Genomic DNA, 17,329 nt, shown 5'->3' with positions numbered 1-17,329 from the left:
CCTCGGTCATTCTCGGCCCGACTTCAAGGGTAGTTGCCCCCAAGCCCTGGTGAAACTTTCGCCACCCTGGCGGAAATAGCTTGAGGCAGATCAAGTTTTTGCCACTTTTCTTCCGCCCCTGAAACCCATTCATAAGCGCCTTTATCGACGACAAATCGCGAAATTAACAGCACGTTTACATCCATCTACCCCAATGGGAGTAACCGGATTCAAGAAATTTTCTGAACATTATTTAATCACGTGAGTGCAAATGATATTGATTCTTGTTTGGATTCATCTAACATTTGTGCCCAACTTGTTACGTAATCGTTTCGGATAGCTTGGATAAATGACCATGGAACTGAAAAAAACGCTGATCGCCTCCGCAATCCTCTCCGCCATGCTGACGGCTTGTGGGGGCGGCAGTGGCTCGGACTCCGGCTCCAACCCCACCAACAGCGCCCCCACCGACATCACCCTGAGCAGCGCCAGCGTGGATGAGAACAGCGCCGGGGCCACAATCGGTCAACTGAGCGCCACCGACGCCGACAGCGGCGAAAGCTTCACCTTCACCACCAGCGACGAGCGCTTTGTCATCGACGGCACCAGCCTGGCCCTGGCCGAGGGTCTGGCCCTTAACTACGAAACCACCAGCAGCACCCAGGTCTCCGTCACCGTGACCGACAGCGCCAGCAACAGCTACACCAAGCTGCTGACCATCAACGTCAACGACCTGCTGGACACCTACCAGTTCGACAGCCGCTTCAACGACGGCTCCAGCGTCAGCTACAGCGGCCAGACCGCTCGCCACGTGCTGATCGCCGAGCTCAACGCCTACATCGGTGGCCAGCTGCAAAGCGACGTGGAGACCGGCGTGCTGACCAGCAAGGCGGACGTGGTCGCCAAGCTTAAGTCCTTCTACATCATGACCGCCGAAGAGTACGATCTGGTGGCCGACAGCTTCCCGGTGACCTTCATCGACGGCGCCGAGCAAACCGTGCTGCGCACCATCTCCTCCTCCCACAAGGATCTGTCCGGCAAGATCGCCGGTAACGACGCCACCGGTCAGCACAAGCTGTGGAACGACGGCGAGTTCGCCGGTTGGGGCGCCAAGGGCAGCACCACCCCGGAGCAGCTGGTCTACACCTACTTCGACATGCTGGGGGATCACGCCCAGGCCTACATCGATGGCGGCGTGCGCACCGACATCAACGGCGACCCCATCACCAGCATCTACCTCACCGAGGACGGCCGTGACCTCAAGCAGTTAGTGCAGAAGTTCCTGCTGATGGCCGTGGCCTACTCCCAGGGCGTCGACGACTACCTGGACAGCGACCTGGACGGCAAGGGCCTGCTCTCCGACAACGTCACCAACAAGGACGACAAGGGCTACACCACCCTGGAGCACACCTACGACGAGGGCTTCGGTTACTTCGGCGCCGCCCAGGACTACCTGGACTACAGCCTCGAAGAGCTCTCCGGCAAGGGCGGTCGTGACGACTGGCAGGGCCAGCACGACACCAACGGTGACGGCGCCATCGACCTGATGAGCGAGTACAACTTCGGCCAGTCCATCAACGCCGCCAAGCGTGACCTGGGCGCCACCGTGGCCACCGACTTCCGCAGCAGCGCCATCAACGCCTTCCTGGCCGGTCGTCAGATCATCACCGACGCCGAGGGCAACCTCACCGACGCCGAGCTGGCCGCCCTGAAAGACCAGGCCGCCATCGCCGTGGAAGCCTGGGAGATGGCCATCGTCGCCACCGTGGTGCACTACATCAACGACACCCACGCCGACCTGGCGGACCTGGCCGCGGCCAGCGCCGAGTTCAGCTACGCCGACCTGGCCAAGCACTGGTCCGAGATGAAGGGCTTCGCCCTGGGCCTGCAGTTCAACCCCAACGCCGCCCTGACCGACGCGCAGTTTGAGCAACTGCACACCCTGATGGGGGATATGCCGGTCACCAGCGGTGACATCGCCGGCTACCAGGCCGACCTGCTGTCCGCCCGCGCCCTCCTGGCCGAGGCCTATGGCATCCACGCCGACAACGCCGCCAACTGGTAAGGGCCATCGCCCCGGTTGAGAGAACAAAGCTTGGGTCCTTAGGGCCCGGGCTTTTGTCGTCAAAAAGGAATGTGAGCATGAAGAAGAACCTGACCCTCCTGACCACCGCCCTGGCCGTCAGCCTGGCCCTGGCCGGCTGCGGCGAGAGCAGCAGCGCCAGCCCCGGCCCCGATTACAACGGCGGCACCCCGGACAATGGCGGCGGCCAGACCCCGGACAACTTCGACCAGGCCGCCCTGGTGGCCAACCTGGTGGACAACGTCATCACTCCCACCTTCGGCGAGTTCGCCGCCCGCACCGTCAGCCTGAGCGAGGCCGTCTCCGGCTACTGCACTGTGGTTGGCGAGGCTGGCGATGTCAGTGAGTCGCTGGCCGGTGCCCAGGGTGCCTGGCGTGACACCATGGCGGTGTGGCAGCAGGCCGAGGTGATGCAGATTGGGCCGCTCAAGGCCAACGCCAGCCAGCTGCGTAACGCCATCCACTCCTGGCCGGTGGTCAACCGCTGCGCCGTGGATCAGGACGTGGTGCACTTCGAGAACGGCAGCATCAACGGCACCCCTTACGACATCACCCTGCGCACCGAAACCCGCAAGGGCCTGGATGCGCTGGACTACCTGCTGTTCAACCCCAACCTGGACCACAGCTGCAGCGCCACCACCGCGCCCGCCGGCTGGAACGACCGCCCCGAGGCGGAGCGGGCCCTGGCCCGCTGCCAGTTCGCCGTCGAGGTGGCCCGGGATCTGAACAACAACGCCAACACCCTGGTGACCGAGTGGGCCAGCTACGGCCCGCTGCTCAAGGCCGCCGGCCAGCCCGGCAGCGCCTTCGCCGACATCCACGACGCGGTGAACGACCTGTCCGATGCCATGTTCTACATCGACTCGGTGACCAAGGACGGCAAGCTGGACAAACCGCTGCAGCAGTTCGCCGGGGCCTGCAACGGCGCCGATTGCGACGCCCTGCTGGAATCCCCCTACAGCCGTCACTCCATCGACAACATCGAGGCCAACCTGCGGGCCCTGAAGGCGCTGTTCGCCGGCCAGCTGGGGGAGCAGCCCGGTACCGGCTTCGACGACTACCTGATTGAGGTGGGCAGCGAAGAGCTGGCCAACCAGATGGCCGCCGACATCGACACCGCCCTGACCACCAGTGCCGGCTATGAGCAGAGCCTGGCGGCCACCCTGAATGACAACCCGGACCAGGTTCAGCAGACCCACACCGAGGTCAAGGCGATCACCGACGCCATGAAGGTGGACTTCATCAGCGCCCTGGCGCTGGAGCTGCCCTCCACCTCCGCAGGAGACAACGACTGATGCTGCACACCCAAACCACCCTGCTGGCCGCCAGCATCGCCCTGGCCCTCGCCGCCCCGGTCATGGCCGAGGAGGCCGAAGGCGACGAGGCCAAAGTCAGCTACGACGAGACACTGCAGATCATCGGCCGCCGGGACAACCTGCGCACCGAAGCCGGCTCCGCCACCCTGCTGGACGAGATGGAGCTGGAGAAGTTCAAGTACGACGACATCGAGCGGATCCTGGCCATGGTGCCCGGGGTGAACATCCGCTCCGAGGACGGCTACGGCCTGCGCCCCAATATCGGCTTTCGGGGCGTGACTCCGGAGCGGAGTAAGAAGATCACCCTGATGGAGGATGGTGTGCTGATCGCCCCGGCCCCCTACTCCGCCCCCGCCGCCTACTACTTCCCGCTAATGAGCAAGATGACCGCGGTGGAGGTGTTCAAGGGCCCCGCCGCCATCAAGTACGGCCCCTACACAGTGGCCGGCGCACTCAACATGACCACCCGCGCAGTACCGGAGTTTCGCGAGGGGCAGATTGACCTGGCCGGCGGCAGCGACGGCTACTTCAAGGGCCACGGCTACTACGGCGACACCATCGGCAACTTCGGCTTCCTGCTGGACGGTGTGCACATCCAAAGCGACGGCTTCAAGGAGCTGGACGGCGGCGGTGACACCGGCTTTGACAAGAACGAGGTGATGGCCAAGCTGCGCTACAACCTGGACAGCGAACGCTTCTCCCAGGTGTTCGAGCTGAAGATGGTGTACGCCGACGAGGACTCCAACGAGACCTACCTGGGGCTTACCGACGACGACTTCGCCGCCAACCCCAACCGCCGTTACGCCGCCAGTGCCGAAGATGAGATGACCTGGGAGCACACCCAGTTCCAGTTCAACCACTTCATCGCCGGCGACAACTTCGACCTCACCACCCGGGTGTACCGCAACGACTTTGAGCGGGCCTGGCTGAAGCTCAACGGCTTCGACGCCCAGAACAACCCGGCCACCGACCGGGATCTCTCCACCATCCTGCAAAACCCGAACGACGGCATCAACGCCATCTACTACGACGTGCTGACCGGCGCCAAGGACAGCGAGCAGGCCTTCGAGACGCTGATCCTCGGCAACAACGACCGCGAATACTACGCCCAGGGGATCCAGACCGACCTGCGCATCGCCTTCAACGCCTTGAGCCTGAAGCACAACCTGCACGCCGGGGTGCGCTACCACGAGGATGAGATCCAGCGTAACCACACCGAAGACAGCTACCGGATGCAGTCCGGCCGCCTGGTGGCCACCGGCGACGCCACCGTCACCGCCACCCTGAACACCGAGCAGACCGAGGCCTGGTCCGTCTACGTGCAGGACACTCTGGAGTGGGACAAGCTGCAGGTGACTTTGGGGGTACGGGGGGAGTTTCTGGACATGTTCTACCAGAACGACCAGCCCGGCGCCGAGGGGGATTACCTGAGCAAGGAGACCAACGTCTGGCTGCCCGGCGCCAGCGTGTTCTACCACGTCAACGACGACCTGGGCGTGTTCTTCGGCGTGCACGAGGGCTTCGTCCCCACCAGCCCGCAGCAGAACCCGGCCATCGACAACGAAAGCAGCGTCAACTACGAGCTGGGCGGGCGTTACGGCGACGGCAACACCCAGGTGGAGGCGGTGGCCTTCTTCAACGACTTCGACAACCTGAAGGAGAGCTGCACCTTCTCCGCTTCCGCGTCCTGCTCCGACACCGTTGACCAGGAGTACAACGCCGGCGAAGTGGACGTCTACGGCCTGGAATTCAGCGCCAGCCACACCCTGCGGGCCGGTGGCCTCGATTGGCCCCTGTCCCTGGTGTACACCTTCACCGACAGCGAGTTCCAGACCGACTTCGAGTCCGACTTCACCATGTGGGGCAACGTCAGCAAGGGCGATTCCCTGCCCTACCTGCCGGAGCACCAGGCCACCTTGGGCCTCGGCGTGGCGGGCAACCTGTGGGAAGTGAACCTGCTGGTGCGCTACCAGAGCGAGATGCTGGAAGCCTCCGGTGAGGGCGTGACCCTGAGCGGGGTGGAAACCGCCGCCTTCACCACCGTGGATCTGGCCGCCAGTTACGACTTCGGCGACTGGGGCGAGGTGTACGGCAAGGTGGACAACCTGATGGACGAGGCGGAGATCGTCAGCCGCCGTCCCTACGGCGCCCGCCCCAACAAGCCCCAGCAATTTGTGCTGGGTTACAAGCTGGGCTTCTGAGCCCGGCCACACAATAAGGGGCACCCCGGTGCCCCGCTATAACATCGATTGACGGAGACCCCTATGTCGTTTTGGGAAACGCTCACCGACAACGTTCTTAGCCAGAACCTCTGGCAACTGGCCGGCTACCTGACGGACGCCAACAAGCGGATCTACTGGGTCTACCTGCTTGGCGCTTTGGGACTGGCCCTGCCGGTATTCTGGGCCAGCCAGGCACCGAAAACCCTGAAGGGCCTGGCCGGCTTCCTGTTTCCCGCCTCCGTGTACCGCCACCGCTCGGTGCGCCACGACCTGGGGCTGTGGATCGTCAATCGCTTTATCCGGGTGGGCCTGCTGGCCCCGGTGATCCTCACCATGGTGCCCATCGCCCTGGGCACCACCGAGGTGCTGGAGTGGGCTTTCGGCCCCCTCCAGCACCTCGCCCTCTCCGCCACCACGGTGGCGGCCCTCTTTACCCTGATGTTGTTCATCGCGGACGACTTCACCCGCTTCTTCCTCCACTGGCTGCTGCACCGGGTGCCCCTGCTCTGGGACTTCCACAAGGTGCACCACAGCGCCGAGGTGCTGACGCCGATGACCATCTACCGCAGCCACCCGGTGGAGAGCTACCTCTACGCCTGCCGCATGGCCCTGACCCAGGGCCTGGTGGTGGGCCTGGGCTACTACCTGTTCGGCCCCACCCTGACCATGCAGGACATCCTCGGCGCCAACGTCTTTGTCTTTCTGTTCAACCTGATGGGCTCCAACCTGCGCCACAGCCACATCTGGGTCAGTTGGGGGGACACACTGGAGAACTGGTTCATCAGCCCGGCCCAGCACCAGGTGCACCACAGCGAGGAGCGCCGCCACTGGGACACCAACATGGGCTCTGCCCTGGCCATCTGGGACCGCCTGTGGGGCACCCTCATCAAGGCTTCCGAGGCCGGCGAGTTCAAGTTCGGCGCCGGCGGCAAGGTGGAGGGCCACGACACCCTGGCCGGGCTCTACCTCACCCCCTTCAAGGACGCCTTCGCCCGCCTCAAGCCCCGCCGCGTCAGCGCCAAGGCGGAGTAACCCTCAGCGGTACAGCCCCTCGTAACCCGGGATGTGCCGCTCCCAGAAGGGCGGCTCACCCAGGTGGGCTTGCACGCAGCGGATGAACTCCGTCACCAGCGGGGTTTGTTTGCGGTGGGGATAGAGGGCGTAAATGCCGGTTTCCAGGGTGGAGAGGCGGTAGTCGGTCAGCAGCGGAACCAGCTTGGACTCGCTGATGGGCCTGTCCAGGTTGAACAGGTCGATCTGCGCGTATCCCAGCCCCGCCTGCACCGCTTCCATCATCGCCCGCACATCACTCACCTTGAAGTTACCCCGCATCCGGTGGCTGCGCATCGTCTGTGAGTGGGGCTCGGCACCGATCACCAGGTGATCCAGCGTTACCTCCCCATTGGCGTACACCACCGCCGGCAGCGCCAGCAAGGCCTCCGGTGTGCTCGGCATGCCGTGCCGGGCGATAAACCCCTCGGAGGCCACCAAGGCAAAGTTGGTCTTGGCAATTTTGCGGGCGATCAGGCTGGACTCGCTGAGTTTGCCCACCCGAAAGGCCAGATCGAAGCGGTCGGCGATGATGTCGGCGCGCCGGTCTTCCAATGAGAGGGTGATCTGCACCTCGGGATAGCGCTGCATAAAGGCGGTGACCACCGGCTGCAGGTACTGCTGGCCGAGGAACACCGGTGCGGTGATCCTAAGCCGGCCTTTGGGCTCTGACTGGTAGGCATCGGCGATGCTGTGGATCTGCTCCAGGTTCTGCAGCAGCAAGCCGGTTTGGGTGAGGATCTCCTCCCCCGCCGGGGTGAGCGAGAAGGAGCGGGTGGAGCGGTTGAGCAGCTGCACCCCCAGCGCCGTCTCCAGCTTCTTGACCTGCTTGGACAACGCCGAGTTGTCCATCTCATGCAGCGCGGCCGCCTTGGTGAAGGAGCCCTGCTGCACCACGTCGTAGAACAGCTTCAGTTGATGGGTGATGGACATGACGGACTCAAATCGCGGGCGAATGAGCTAACAGTAACGGCTGGGAAGGGATGGGGGAAGGCCCGCTGCGGCGCACCGGAGACCGACGGGCCGGCTGGGACATGAACGAGGGGATAGGGAAGCTTCGGCCTAGGTGCCGATGAAGTGAGACAAATGGGACAACTACGGGCTATCGGGATGGATGGCTACAGTGACCTAAGCCAGCCAAAGAGGCTGCCGATCATCTCGTCGGCTACCTCCACGGGGGCACTTGAGGGCTCAGGCTTAGCTTCGGCGAAGCGGCGGTACGCATGAGGCTTGGCCGCACTGTGAGCTATCGGGCTCTTTGACTCCCGGTTGCGATGGATCTGTTCAAGCTCGCCGCTGTCCAGCCAGATGCCGCCACACCTCGGGCACTCGTCGATCTCAACCGCGGATGTTGGTTCACAATGGCGTCGAATCATCACGATATCCGGGCATCTTGGACAGGCCAGCCGATGGTCAGCGTCCAATAGCAATGTTGAGAACGGGGCCAAATAGTCAGCCAATGCCCTGCCCCGTATCCCATTGGGATCTAAAAACCCTGTTAGACCCCCGGGCAAGAACACCCCGCCACTGTCTAGAGACACCTCAACAGCGATAGCCCCCACTTTGAGGGGCGTTAACGGCAGGCCTGTACGGGGGCATTTCATGGACATAGCGGACTCAAATCCCTGGCGAATGGCATTACAATAACGCCGCAATAACAGGCAGCAAAAGTGAAACTTTTGGTGACAGAGTGATCGAAGTGTGCGGCTATTGATTCGTTCGCCAGCTATATTGTATATTTTTAGTAAATAGAAGCGAGTCGCTGGATACTCTCTTATCATTTATTACGCAATACTCATCTAGATACTCTACATTTTCTTTAGTGAAATTAAGTTTCTCAGAAGCCGTAGCTATTTTCTTGAAATGATGATCATAGAATGCAAACTCCACCATATATGTTCCAGGAGTCAAGTGGAAGTCATTTTCAGTTCTAAAGCTAATGTTTTCACCGGCAGCAGAATAGCCCTCTAAAATAATAGTTGTCGGATGGCTTTTGAAAGACCGATGAGGTTTAAAAACCTCACCAGACCTCCCAATATTTTCAAATTCATAGAACTGTCTCCAAGTTAGCTTGGAAGATTGATTTGAGTTTTCTATATTGTATATCTGTCCCTTGACGCTCAACACTGAGGTCAATCTTGCACCCTCATTGTACATTGTTAAAGGAACTCCCATTATCAGCTCCCCTTTTTGCCCATAATTTACGTATTTATGATCTCCTATTATCACATTTAAAGATGCCTTTTTTAGTTTTTGGAAATATATATTTGTGTAGAATGTCCCTAAGGACAAAAGCAATGCCAGTATTGAAACCAATAGTTTCCAATCTAAGTTTATTAATTGCTCAGAGATTACTTCTTTCATTTACTGTTCTCTCGTTTTCTCGTATTAGCTAACGCCTGAAGAAGGGACTGCTATTTAAGCAGTCCAACTTACTTCACCTGTTATGCGTTTCGCTCGTATATTTCATGCGCAAAACGGACCATTTCCATAGGGCTATAATTAGGATTTATACAATGGAGAAATCGAATATAATTAATAACTTCGTCTGTATATATATCTCTATTTATCACATAGTCATTTTCTAGTGCTTCTTCGATCTTTTCAGGGAGTTCGAAGTGCTTCGTACGATCATAGTATTCAATACGCAACTCTGTATCTGTCATATCCACAAGTGAAAAATTTTCCATATAGCCTTGAATTTGATTGGAGCATAACACCCAATTAAGGTTCAAATAATCATCTTGGCTAAACCCTTAAGAGAAGTGACAAAATCAAGGATATTTAAACTCGGCTTTAATCACTTGTCATCAGTATTTTCTGGAGCTTCAATTGGTTGAGGCTTAAACCTTTCGTATATATCCTTCTTCAGGTCTTCTGGAACATGAGAAATGCTTTTTTCACTACTTGTATCCTTTACCCACCCATTTGCTTCAAGAACGCAATTAAAGCAAAACCAATATGCAGCAACAAATAACCAATCACCTTTAAGAATCGATGATAAACCAGAAAAAAATATGAATATCAATAAAGCCCTAACTAGCCAGCGACTTGCATGAAGAAAGGCTACTACAGAACCAAAAGTTGAAAGCTGCACATTGGAAGTATTGATATATTCTTTATGCAGAGTGCGTTTGATAACATCAATTTTTGAATGCTCCTCAAACAATATTTTTCCACTACTTTTAGCTTTGTTAAATACGACTCTAAATAGCCAAGACGAAAACAAAAACACGGCTGAGCCAATTAAACTTTGAGTAAATGACGAATACCCATTTATGATTTCTAAAATTGAACTCAAACTGAACTCCTTTTCATGTACTGCTAACGCCCCGCTCAGCGGAAGCAGTTTGGTTGGCTAAATTCTGCGAGGCACGAGCAGTAGCCAACCGAACGATTGCGATCCGCCTGTAGCGCCTTGTTATGTGGCGAGTACATCTAGAGCACCAATGCACTCTTCATAAGTCGAAATGACCCACTCCCGAGGCAAGTTCACTGCAAACCCCTCCCCCTCAGCCAGTTGCCCCTTTAGAATCAAGCTTTCCCCAATGAACTCCGCCCTGCAAGATACATCATCAGTTGTTGGCCCATGGTTGAGAAAACTGCACTCTTCGTCAATCACACCAGATTTCAAATTCTTTACCTCTCGCTTGAGAGAGTGAATAAACCCTGGTAGATACGCGACGTTATCACTGTACGTAATCAGCATCCCTCCTATCCAGATATCCACTTCACATAGTGACTCTGAAGGCTGATGGTCAATTTCAAAACTGAGCTCTTTTCGGTTACCGTATTTCATATCTACCAAGCAACATAACAGTATATTAATCGGATTTCTTAATAACCTTCCGCCCACACCCTATTGAACTCGCCCCCAACGGCCTGACTTAAAGGCCTTTCTCGCCGTTAACCCCTGCCAGGTCATGCGCGAAAGTGCGCCAGCGGGGCGAAAGCCAGCCAGCATTGCTAGCACTCACTTACCTTTAAGCAATTGAATTAAAATGGTTTGATGTTGGTTGGGTCGCATCCATTAGGCGCAATAAACCGCAGGGATCGGTGGCGTGGTGCCGATGCCCGAGTCCCTGGGCCATAAGATGAGGAGGGGGCCGGTGCGCCCTTGGCGCCCCGCCGGAGGAGGAGGAATCCGTCCCTGCCATCCTCAAACCATCACGGGCGTCCTGCCCGGCTGATGGCTGATAAATCACGACTTTTCTGCAACTTACGCCTTTGGCTCATGTGTGACAAGGGCCGGGAGCGGCCCGGGGTTCAGGCCATGCGCAGCAGTTGTCGTCCCAGCCAGCTGGTCTCGTCGTTAAGATCCAACACCACGTCGAAATGGTTGCGTCCGGACACCTCGGCACAGGTGACGGGCACCCCCTGCTCCTCCAGCAAAACCAGGTAATCCAGGCTCTGACGTTTGAACTCGGCGGTTTCGTTGTCGCCATAGGCCAGCACCACGGTGCAGGGATGGGGCTGGGTGCCGTTGAGGGGGCTCAGTTGGCTGATCTCCCGCTCACTCAGCTTCAGGGGCTCGTCGATGTAGGTCAGCGGCAGCGGGGCCAGCTCAAACACGCCGGAGACGGCGATGATCCCCTTGATGACGTTCTGCGGCACCTGGTATCGGGCCCAGTCGGTATAGAGCATCATGGCCACCAGGTGGCCGCCGGCGGAGCTGCCGGAGAGGGTGACGCGGCTGGGGTCCAGGCCGTAGTCGGGGCCGTGTTGGTAGAGCCAGGCGATGGCCTGGCGGCACTCTTCGACGATGTCGCTCAGCGACGCCTCGGGGGCCAGGGTGTACCCCAGCACCCCCAGGGCGATGCCGTGCTCGTTCAGCATGGGGGCGGCAAAGGCGCTGTCGCGCTTGTCCAGCTGCTGCCAGTAACCGCCGTGGATGTAGAGGTGCAGCGGCGCGCCTTCGGCCGGGCCCTCGGGCACCATAAGATCCAGCTTCTGGGCCGGCTTCTCGCCGTAGGGGCAGTCCCAGTGGCAGTGCACCGCCGGGTTCGCCTCGGCCTGACTGCGCGCGCCCTCACTGAGGGTCGCGTAGCGGTCCAGGTAATAGCCGATGTCTTCGATGCAGGAGCTGGGGGAGTACTCCCGCTCCAGCTCCGCCTTGGTAAAGCCCCGATAGCCTTGGCTCATCCTAAGCCTCCCTGCTGTTGTGTGTTCATCGCCCGAGCCCCGCCCGGTCAGTCCTTGAAGGGGTTGTCGCCCCATTGGGCCCGGGCCAGGCTCAGCATGACGTCCATCACCGCTTCGCTGTCCCACCGGGTTTCAATCTGCTCTATGGCCATCACGCTGTCCATCAGTGCGGCCTGCTCCTCCCCCACCCGCAGTGCCACCGAGTAGGGGATGTCGGGCCGGAAGGTCACCATGGTGTAGAGCGGCACCCACAGCTCCGGGTGGCGTTGGCTGAACTTGGCCTCGATCCGCTTGCGCAGCAGGAAATCGGCCTTGCCGGTGAGGCTGCTCATCTCCTGGTAGTTGCGCTTGGCCAGGGTGGCGATGGCCGCCACGTCCGCTTTGCGGGTCTGCTCGAAGGCGGGGAAGATGGCCTGCCAGTCGCCGTCGTACTGGCCAATCAGCTCATCCAGCACCCGGCAGTCCTCGAACCCGGCGTTCATCCCTTGGCCGTAGAAGGGCACGATGGCGTGACAGGCATCGCCAATCAGCCCCACCTTGGCGTTCTGGCTCCAGGGCCAGACGTCCACCAGCGCCAGCGGGCTGGGCTTGCGCGCCATAAAGTGGGCCACCGGGGTGTCCAACACGTCCACCACATCGGGGAACTGCTCGGCAAAGAAGGCCCCCACCTTGGCCTCACTGTCCAGGGCCAGGAAGTCGTCGTGGTCCATAAACAGGGTGCAGGTGAAGGAGCCGTCGGTGTTGGGCAGGGCAATCAGCATTAAGTTGTCCCGCGGCCAGATGTGCAGCGCCTCCACGGTGTCCAGCTTGTGGCTGCCGTCGGCGTTGGCGCTGATGTTCAGCTCGATGTAGGCCACGTCCATGGTTTCCAGGGCGTAGCTCATCCGCGGCCGCTCCTGCATCAGGCGCCGCACCTTGGAGTTGGCCCCGTCGGCGCCGAACAGGTAGTCCGGGGTGACGGTGGCCTGGCCGCTGGGGGTGGCAAAGCGGGCGGTGGCGCTGTCGAAGTCCACGTCGATCAGCCGGTGCTGGAAGTGGAGGTGAACGTTGTCCTCCCGCTCCGCCAGGGAGATCAGCGCCTGGTTGATGCCGGCCCGGGAGACGGAGTAGATCGCCTGGCCCGGCGCGCCGTAGGGCTGGTGGGTCAGGCTGCCGTCCACCGCGTGCATCACCCGCTGGTGCATGGGGATCGCCTCGGCGCGGATGGCCTGTGCCAGCCCCACCCGCTCCAGCGCCAACCAGCCGCGCTCGGACAGCGCCAGGTTGATGGAGCGCCCCTCGTAGAGGTTGGTGGTGCGCGAGTCCGGGCGCCCCTCGTAGAGGCTCACCTGGTAGCCGCGCTTGGCCAGCACCACCGCCAGCAGGGCCCCCACGGGGCCGGCGCCGGCGATGGCGATGTGGGTCTGTTCTGGGGTGTTCATCGCGCCTCCCAGCCTTCCAGCAGTTGATGGAGCACCTCACCGAAGCGGTACACGTCTTCGAAGGCGTTGTAGAGCGGTACCGGCGCCAGGCGCACCACGTCCGGCTCGCGGAAGTCGGCGATCACCCCGGCCTCGGTCAGCGCCTCGAAGAAGCGCTTGTCGGTGCCAATAAGCTTGACCGACAGCTGACAGCCGCGCCGGGCCGGGTCCCGCGGAGTGATGATCTCCAGACTCACGCCGGGGAAGCGGCCCACCACGTCGTTGAACACGTGCTCCAAAAAGCCGGTGAGCAGCAGGCTCTTCTCCCGCAGATGGGCGATCCCCACCTCGTCGAAGATCGCCAGCGAGGCCTTGAGTGCCGCCATCCCCAGCACCGGGGCGTTGGAGAGCTGCCAGCCCTCGGCCCCCGGGATGGGCGTAAAGCCGGACTCCATCTTGAAGCGGTTGGCCTTGTCGTGGCCCCACCAGCCACCGAAGCGGAAGGTGTCGGGGTCAAGGCCGTGGCGCTCGTGGATAAAGACGCCGCCGACGTTGCCCGCGCTGGCGTTCAGGTACTTGTAGGTGCACCAGGCGGCGAAATCGACCTCCCAGTCGTGCAGGGCCAGGGGCAGGTTGCCCACGGCGTGAGCCAGGTCGAACCCCGCCAGGGCCCCCACGGCGTGGGCCGCACGGGTCAGCCCCGCCAGGTCAAAGAACTGGCCGGTGAAGTAGTTGACGCCACCGAAGAACACCAGCGCCAGCTCATCGCCGTGCTCGGCGATGGCGGCCACGATATCCTCCTCACGCAGGCAGTGCTCACCCTCGCGGGGGAACACCTCGATGATCGCCTCCTCGGGCGTGAAGCCGTGGAACTGCACCTGGGTTTCCAGCAGGTAGCGGTCGGAGGGGAACGCCTTGCCCTCGCAGAGGATCTTGAAGCGCTGGGCACTGGGTTGGTAGAAGGAGACAAACAGCAGGTGGAGGTTGGTGGTGAGGCTGTTCATGCACACCACTTCGTGCTCCTCGGCCCCCACCAGACGGGCGGAGGCCGGGGTCAGCAGCTCGTGGTAGCTGTACCAGGGGTTTTTCGAGTGGAAGTGGCCTTCCACCCCCCAGTTGGCCCACTCCTCCAGCTCGAGGCCGACGTGGTCCTTAACGCTTTTGGGCTGCAAACCGAGCGAATTGCCGGTGAAATAGAGCACCGACTGACCATTGATGACCGGGTGATGGAATTGCTCGCGGTAGCGGGCCAGCGGGTCCTGTCGGTCCAGGGCCTGGGCGAAGGCCAGGGTATTTTGGTAGTCCATTCAGTCCTCCTTGACCGTAAAGCCGCAGCCGCCGAGGCCGGCCACCTCCACCGCCACGCTCTGACCCGGGGCCAGGGCCACCGCCGCGGTGGCGGCACCGGCCAGCAGGATGTCCCCCGGCTGCAGGGTTTCGCCGTACTCGGCCAGGCAGCGGGCCGCCTCGATGACGGAGTTGAGGGGGTGGTCCAGGATGGCGCTGCTGCTGCCTTCGGCCACCGGCACCCCGTCCACCGTCATCACCATCTTAAGATCCGACAGGTCGCGGGTTTTCTCCCGGCGCGGGCCCAGCACGTAGCCGGTGCTGGAGCAGTTGTCCGCCACCACGTCGATGTGGGAGAACTTGAAGTTGCGGTAGCGGGAGTCGATCACCTCCAGTGCCGGCATCACCGCCTCGATGGCGTCCAGGGCCTGCTCGGCGGTGATCTCGCCGCTCAAGGGCTTGCCGATGACAAAGGCGATCTCCGGCTCCACCCGGGGGTGAACATAGTGGGCCAGGTCGATGGCGCCGCCGTCGTCGATGATCATGGCGTCGGTCAGCCGGCCCCAGATGAGATCGGAGACCCCCATCTGCTCCTGCTTGGCCTTGCTGGTGAACCCCAGCTTGAAGCCGGTGCGCCGCTCGCCTCGGTGGTAACGGCAGGCGATGGAGCGCTTCTGAATGTCGTAGGCGTCGGCCAGGCTGATGGGCGCCTGCTCGGTCAATTGGGTGACGCTCTGGGCGTCCTTGGCGGCGTCATCCAGCACCGCGGCGTATTGGTCCAGCATCATCTTCTCGTGTTTGTTGTGGTTGTGGCTCATGGACGGTCTCGCTCTACGGCTTGGCTTAGCGGAGGTTGAAAAATTCCCGGGCGTTGTCGACAAACAATCGGCGCTTGCTCTGCTCACCGAGTCCTTCGGTGTTGCGAATGAGCGCTCCCATGGTCTGTTCCCCCAGGGGGAAGGGGTAGTCGGTGCCGAACATCACCCGCTGGTCCCCCATCTTGTCCACCAGCAGGCGCAGGGCGCCGTCGTCGAACACGGCGGAGTCGAGGTAGAAGCGGTCCAGGTAGTGGCTCGGCGGGTGCTCGGAGCGGCCCCGGGCGATGTCCCTGTGGTGCCATGCGTTGTCCAGCCGGCCCAGCAGGAAGACAAAACTGCCGCCGCCGTGGGCGAAGGCGATCTTGAGTTTGGGGCTTAAGCGGTCGAAGCCGCCACCGAGGATCAGCGAGACGATGGAGAGCTGGGTCTCGGCGGGCATCCCCACGGTCCAGCCCATCATGTAGTTGGCGGTGCGATCGGCGCCGATCATGTCCCAGGGGTGGACAAACACCGGAATCTCCTCGTCGGCGCAGTGCTGCAGGAAGGTCAATGTGGCGGTATCGTCCATGCCGCGGCCGTTGACGTGGCTGCCGATCTGCACCCCCACGTGGCCAATGGCCTTGGCCCGGCTGGCCTCGGCGCAGGCGGCGTCGATGTCCTGCAGGGGCACCTGGGCCATGGCGAACAGGCGGCCCTTGCCCTGGGCGCAGATCTCCATGGCGGCGTCGTTGAACAGCTTGGCCAGGTACTCGGCCTGCGCCGCCGGGCGGTCGTAGCCGAACAGCACCGGGGTGGCGGAGAGGATCTGGCCGCACAGGCCGTCCCGGTCCATCTCCGCCAGACGGGTGTCCGGGTCCCAGCAGGCCTGGTAGATGGGGCGGAAGGGGCTGTTGCCCTTCATCACCATGGCGGTGCCATCGCCGTTGTGTTTGAGCCAGGGCCAGTCGTCGCCGCCGAAGCGGGCCTGGAGATCTTCCCACTGCTTGGGGAAAAAGTGGCTGTGGATGTCGAGCACCTGCATCAGTTGGCCTCCCCCGGCTCCGGCAGCGTCACCCAGCCCTTAGGCGGCGCCTTGCCCGGGTGCAGTACCCCGCAGTTCGGGCAGGTTCGGGCGGCCTCATCCTGGTAGAAGGCCTGGTAGAGGGGCGGCAGGTCATCGACGATGGACTTGAGCTGCACCTCCACCCGGTGCACCAGGGCGCCGCAGTCGAAGCAGTACCATTCGAACCCGTCCAGTTCCCCCAGCTGGCGCTTGGGCTCGATCACCAGGCCGACGCTGCCGGCCATGGGGCGCTGGGGCGAGTGGCGCACGTGCTTGGGCAGGAAGAAGATCTCCCCCTCGCGGATGGGCACGTCCCGCACCTGGCCCTCCTCGATCACCTTGAGCACCATGTCCCCCTCCAGTTGGTAGAAGAACTCCTCCACCGGATCGTCGTGGAAGTCGGTGCGCTCGTTGGGGCCGCCGACGACGGTGACCATCATGTCGGTGTCTTCCCAGATCTGCTTGTTGCCCACCGGCGGCTTGAGCAGATGTCGGTGCGCCTCAATCCAGGCCTGGAAGTTAAAGGCTTTGAGTCGGCTCATCCCTGGGCCTCCTTGGCGTCGCGGGGCAGGGGCTTGTAGGCCACCGCCTTCATCTCGATCAGCAGGTGCGGATGGGGCAGCTGGTGCACCGCCACCGTGGTTCGGGTGGGGCCCTCTTCGTCGAAGTTCGCCGCATAAACGGCGTTGTAGCCGCCAAAATCGTTCATGTTCACCAAAAAGCTGGTGATCTCCACCAGATCCGACAGCCGGCAGTCCACCGAGGCGAGGATGTCGCTTAAGTTGTCGATCACCGCCTGGGTCTGGGCGCGGATGTCCAGCGCCGTGGTGCCCATCTCGTCCACCTCGACGCCGACGAAGCTGTTGTCCGACCGGCGGGAGCTGGTGCCGCTGATGTAGATGAAGTCCCCTGCCCGTTTCACGTGGGGGAAGCGCCCCCGGGGCTTGGCCTTGTGCGCGAGTACCTTGGATTCCATGTCGGTCCCTCTTG

The 17,329-nt window shown here is 61.2% G+C and carries 17 protein-coding genes; 4 read left to right on the top strand and 13 right to left on the bottom strand.

Going from position 1 to position 17,329, the window contains the following annotated elements; genetic code table 11:
- Window positions 1–23 precede the first annotated feature (23 nt).
- Window positions 24–173 (bottom strand): hypothetical protein, encoded by a 150-nt coding sequence (locus tag KUV81_RS02095; RefSeq protein ID WP_222542187.1) that lies wholly within the window; start codon window positions 171–173, stop codon window positions 24–26.
- A 161-nt stretch (window positions 174–334) separates the two neighbouring features.
- Between KUV81_RS02095 and KUV81_RS02090 the strand changes: the two genes are divergently transcribed.
- From KUV81_RS02090 to KUV81_RS02075, 4 genes are all read left to right on the top strand, one after another.
- Window positions 335–2,044 carry a DUF4856 domain-containing protein gene (locus tag KUV81_RS02090; protein WP_222542186.1) on the top strand — a complete coding sequence of 570 codons (1,710 nt, stop codon included), beginning with the start codon at window positions 335–337 and terminating at the stop codon, window positions 2,042–2,044.
- A gap of 77 nt (window positions 2,045–2,121) precedes the next feature.
- Window positions 2,122–3,357 (top strand): imelysin family protein, encoded by a 1,236-nt coding sequence (locus tag KUV81_RS02085; RefSeq protein WP_222542185.1) that lies wholly within the window; start codon window positions 2,122–2,124, stop codon window positions 3,355–3,357.
- Window positions 3,357–5,579, top strand: coding sequence for a TonB-dependent receptor family protein (locus KUV81_RS02080; RefSeq protein ID WP_222542184.1), 2,223 nt, complete (start codon window positions 3,357–3,359; stop codon window positions 5,577–5,579). Before KUV81_RS02085 ends, KUV81_RS02080 begins: the two co-directional genes overlap by 1 nt.
- A 63-nt stretch (window positions 5,580–5,642) precedes the next feature.
- A complete protein-coding gene (locus KUV81_RS02075; protein WP_222542183.1) occupies window positions 5,643–6,632 on the top strand; it encodes a sterol desaturase family protein in 990 nt (329 codons plus the stop codon).
- A 3-nt stretch (window positions 6,633–6,635) separates the two neighbouring features.
- Here KUV81_RS02075 and KUV81_RS02070 read toward each other — a convergent pair whose 3' ends face one another.
- The 12 genes from KUV81_RS02070 to KUV81_RS02015 all read right to left on the bottom strand — a co-directional run bounded on the left by KUV81_RS02070 (window position 6,636) and on the right by KUV81_RS02015 (window position 17,315).
- Complete coding sequence (locus KUV81_RS02070) at window positions 6,636–7,583, bottom strand: LysR family transcriptional regulator (protein WP_222542182.1); 948 nt, start codon at window positions 7,581–7,583, stop codon at window positions 6,636–6,638.
- Between the two features lie 185 nt (window positions 7,584–7,768).
- A complete protein-coding gene (locus KUV81_RS19890) occupies window positions 7,769–8,254 on the bottom strand; it encodes a zf-TFIIB domain-containing protein (RefSeq protein ID WP_409995554.1) in 486 nt (161 codons plus the stop codon).
- 103 nt (window positions 8,255–8,357) lie between these two features.
- Window positions 8,358–9,014, bottom strand: a complete 657-nt coding sequence (locus KUV81_RS02060; RefSeq protein ID WP_222542180.1) for a hypothetical protein — start codon at window positions 9,012–9,014, stop codon at window positions 8,358–8,360.
- 436 nt (window positions 9,015–9,450) lie between these two features.
- Entirely contained in the window at window positions 9,451–9,951 is a 501-nt protein-coding gene (locus tag KUV81_RS02055; protein WP_222542179.1) for a hypothetical protein, read from the bottom strand.
- A 120-nt stretch (window positions 9,952–10,071) separates the two neighbouring features.
- Window positions 10,072–10,449, bottom strand: a complete 378-nt coding sequence (locus tag KUV81_RS02050; RefSeq protein ID WP_222542178.1) for a hypothetical protein — start codon at window positions 10,447–10,449, stop codon at window positions 10,072–10,074.
- 467 nt (window positions 10,450–10,916) lie between these two features.
- Window positions 10,917–11,792, bottom strand: a complete 876-nt coding sequence (locus KUV81_RS02045) for an alpha/beta hydrolase (RefSeq protein WP_222542177.1) — start codon at window positions 11,790–11,792, stop codon at window positions 10,917–10,919.
- Window positions 11,793–11,839: 47 nt separating this feature from the next.
- Complete coding sequence (locus KUV81_RS02040) at window positions 11,840–13,213, bottom strand: FAD-dependent oxidoreductase (protein ID WP_222542176.1); 1,374 nt, start codon at window positions 13,211–13,213, stop codon at window positions 11,840–11,842.
- Window positions 13,210–14,499 (bottom strand): kynureninase, encoded by a 1,290-nt coding sequence (gene kynU, locus KUV81_RS02035; protein WP_222542175.1) that lies wholly within the window; start codon window positions 14,497–14,499, stop codon window positions 13,210–13,212. The genes KUV81_RS02040 and kynU overlap by 4 nt, the downstream gene beginning before the upstream one ends.
- A complete protein-coding gene (locus KUV81_RS02030) occupies window positions 14,500–15,297 on the bottom strand; it encodes a 2-keto-4-pentenoate hydratase (RefSeq protein WP_261389174.1) in 798 nt (265 codons plus the stop codon).
- A 25-nt stretch (window positions 15,298–15,322) separates the two neighbouring features.
- Window positions 15,323–16,318 carry an amidohydrolase family protein gene (locus KUV81_RS02025; protein ID WP_222542174.1) on the bottom strand — a complete coding sequence of 332 codons (996 nt, stop codon included), beginning with the start codon at window positions 16,316–16,318 and terminating at the stop codon, window positions 15,323–15,325.
- Complete coding sequence (locus KUV81_RS02020; protein WP_222542173.1) at window positions 16,318–16,881, bottom strand: 3-hydroxyanthranilate 3,4-dioxygenase; 564 nt, start codon at window positions 16,879–16,881, stop codon at window positions 16,318–16,320. The genes KUV81_RS02025 and KUV81_RS02020 overlap by 1 nt, the downstream gene beginning before the upstream one ends.
- Complete coding sequence (locus KUV81_RS02015; protein WP_222542172.1) at window positions 16,878–17,315, bottom strand: RidA family protein; 438 nt, start codon at window positions 17,313–17,315, stop codon at window positions 16,878–16,880. The genes KUV81_RS02020 and KUV81_RS02015 overlap by 4 nt, the downstream gene beginning before the upstream one ends.
- Window positions 17,316–17,329 lie beyond the last annotated feature (14 nt).

The sequence above is a fragment of the Ferrimonas balearica genome, from assembly GCF_019802085.1.
Classification (GTDB): domain Bacteria; phylum Pseudomonadota; class Gammaproteobacteria; order Enterobacterales; family Shewanellaceae; genus Ferrimonas; species Ferrimonas balearica_B.
The sequence above is the reverse complement of the archived record's forward strand: the minus strand, read 5'-3'. Positions and strand labels throughout refer to the sequence as shown.

Excerpts from the sequence above, each read along its gene's own strand:
- KUV81_RS02060 (WP_222542180.1), bottom strand. The coding sequence starts at position 9,014 with ATGAAAGAAGTAATCTCTGAGCAATTAATAAACTTAGATTGGAAACTA.
- KUV81_RS02030 (WP_261389174.1), bottom strand. The coding sequence starts at position 15,297 with ATGAGCCACAACCACAACAAACACGAGAAGATGATGCTGGACCAATAC.
- KUV81_RS02075 (WP_222542183.1), top strand. The coding sequence starts at position 5,643 with ATGTCGTTTTGGGAAACGCTCACCGACAACGTTCTTAGCCAGAACCTC.
- KUV81_RS02015 (WP_222542172.1), bottom strand. The coding sequence starts at position 17,315 with ATGGAATCCAAGGTACTCGCGCACAAGGCCAAGCCCCGGGGGCGCTTC.
- KUV81_RS02045 (WP_222542177.1), bottom strand. The coding sequence starts at position 11,792 with ATGAGCCAAGGCTATCGGGGCTTTACCAAGGCGGAGCTGGAGCGGGAG.
- KUV81_RS02025 (WP_222542174.1), bottom strand. The coding sequence starts at position 16,318 with ATGCAGGTGCTCGACATCCACAGCCACTTTTTCCCCAAGCAGTGGGAA.
- KUV81_RS02080 (WP_222542184.1), top strand. The coding sequence starts at position 3,357 with ATGCTGCACACCCAAACCACCCTGCTGGCCGCCAGCATCGCCCTGGCC.
- KUV81_RS02040 (WP_222542176.1), bottom strand. The coding sequence starts at position 13,213 with ATGAACACCCCAGAACAGACCCACATCGCCATCGCCGGCGCCGGCCCC.
- kynU (WP_222542175.1), bottom strand. The coding sequence starts at position 14,499 with ATGGACTACCAAAATACCCTGGCCTTCGCCCAGGCCCTGGACCGACAG.
- KUV81_RS02020 (WP_222542173.1), bottom strand. The coding sequence starts at position 16,881 with ATGAGCCGACTCAAAGCCTTTAACTTCCAGGCCTGGATTGAGGCGCAC.
- KUV81_RS19890 (WP_409995554.1), bottom strand. The coding sequence starts at position 8,254 with ATGAAATGCCCCCGTACAGGCCTGCCGTTAACGCCCCTCAAAGTGGGG.
- KUV81_RS02085 (WP_222542185.1), top strand. The coding sequence starts at position 2,122 with ATGAAGAAGAACCTGACCCTCCTGACCACCGCCCTGGCCGTCAGCCTG.
- KUV81_RS02090 (WP_222542186.1), top strand. The coding sequence starts at position 335 with ATGGAACTGAAAAAAACGCTGATCGCCTCCGCAATCCTCTCCGCCATG.
- KUV81_RS02050 (WP_222542178.1), bottom strand. The coding sequence starts at position 10,449 with ATGAAATACGGTAACCGAAAAGAGCTCAGTTTTGAAATTGACCATCAG.
- KUV81_RS02070 (WP_222542182.1), bottom strand. The coding sequence starts at position 7,583 with ATGTCCATCACCCATCAACTGAAGCTGTTCTACGACGTGGTGCAGCAG.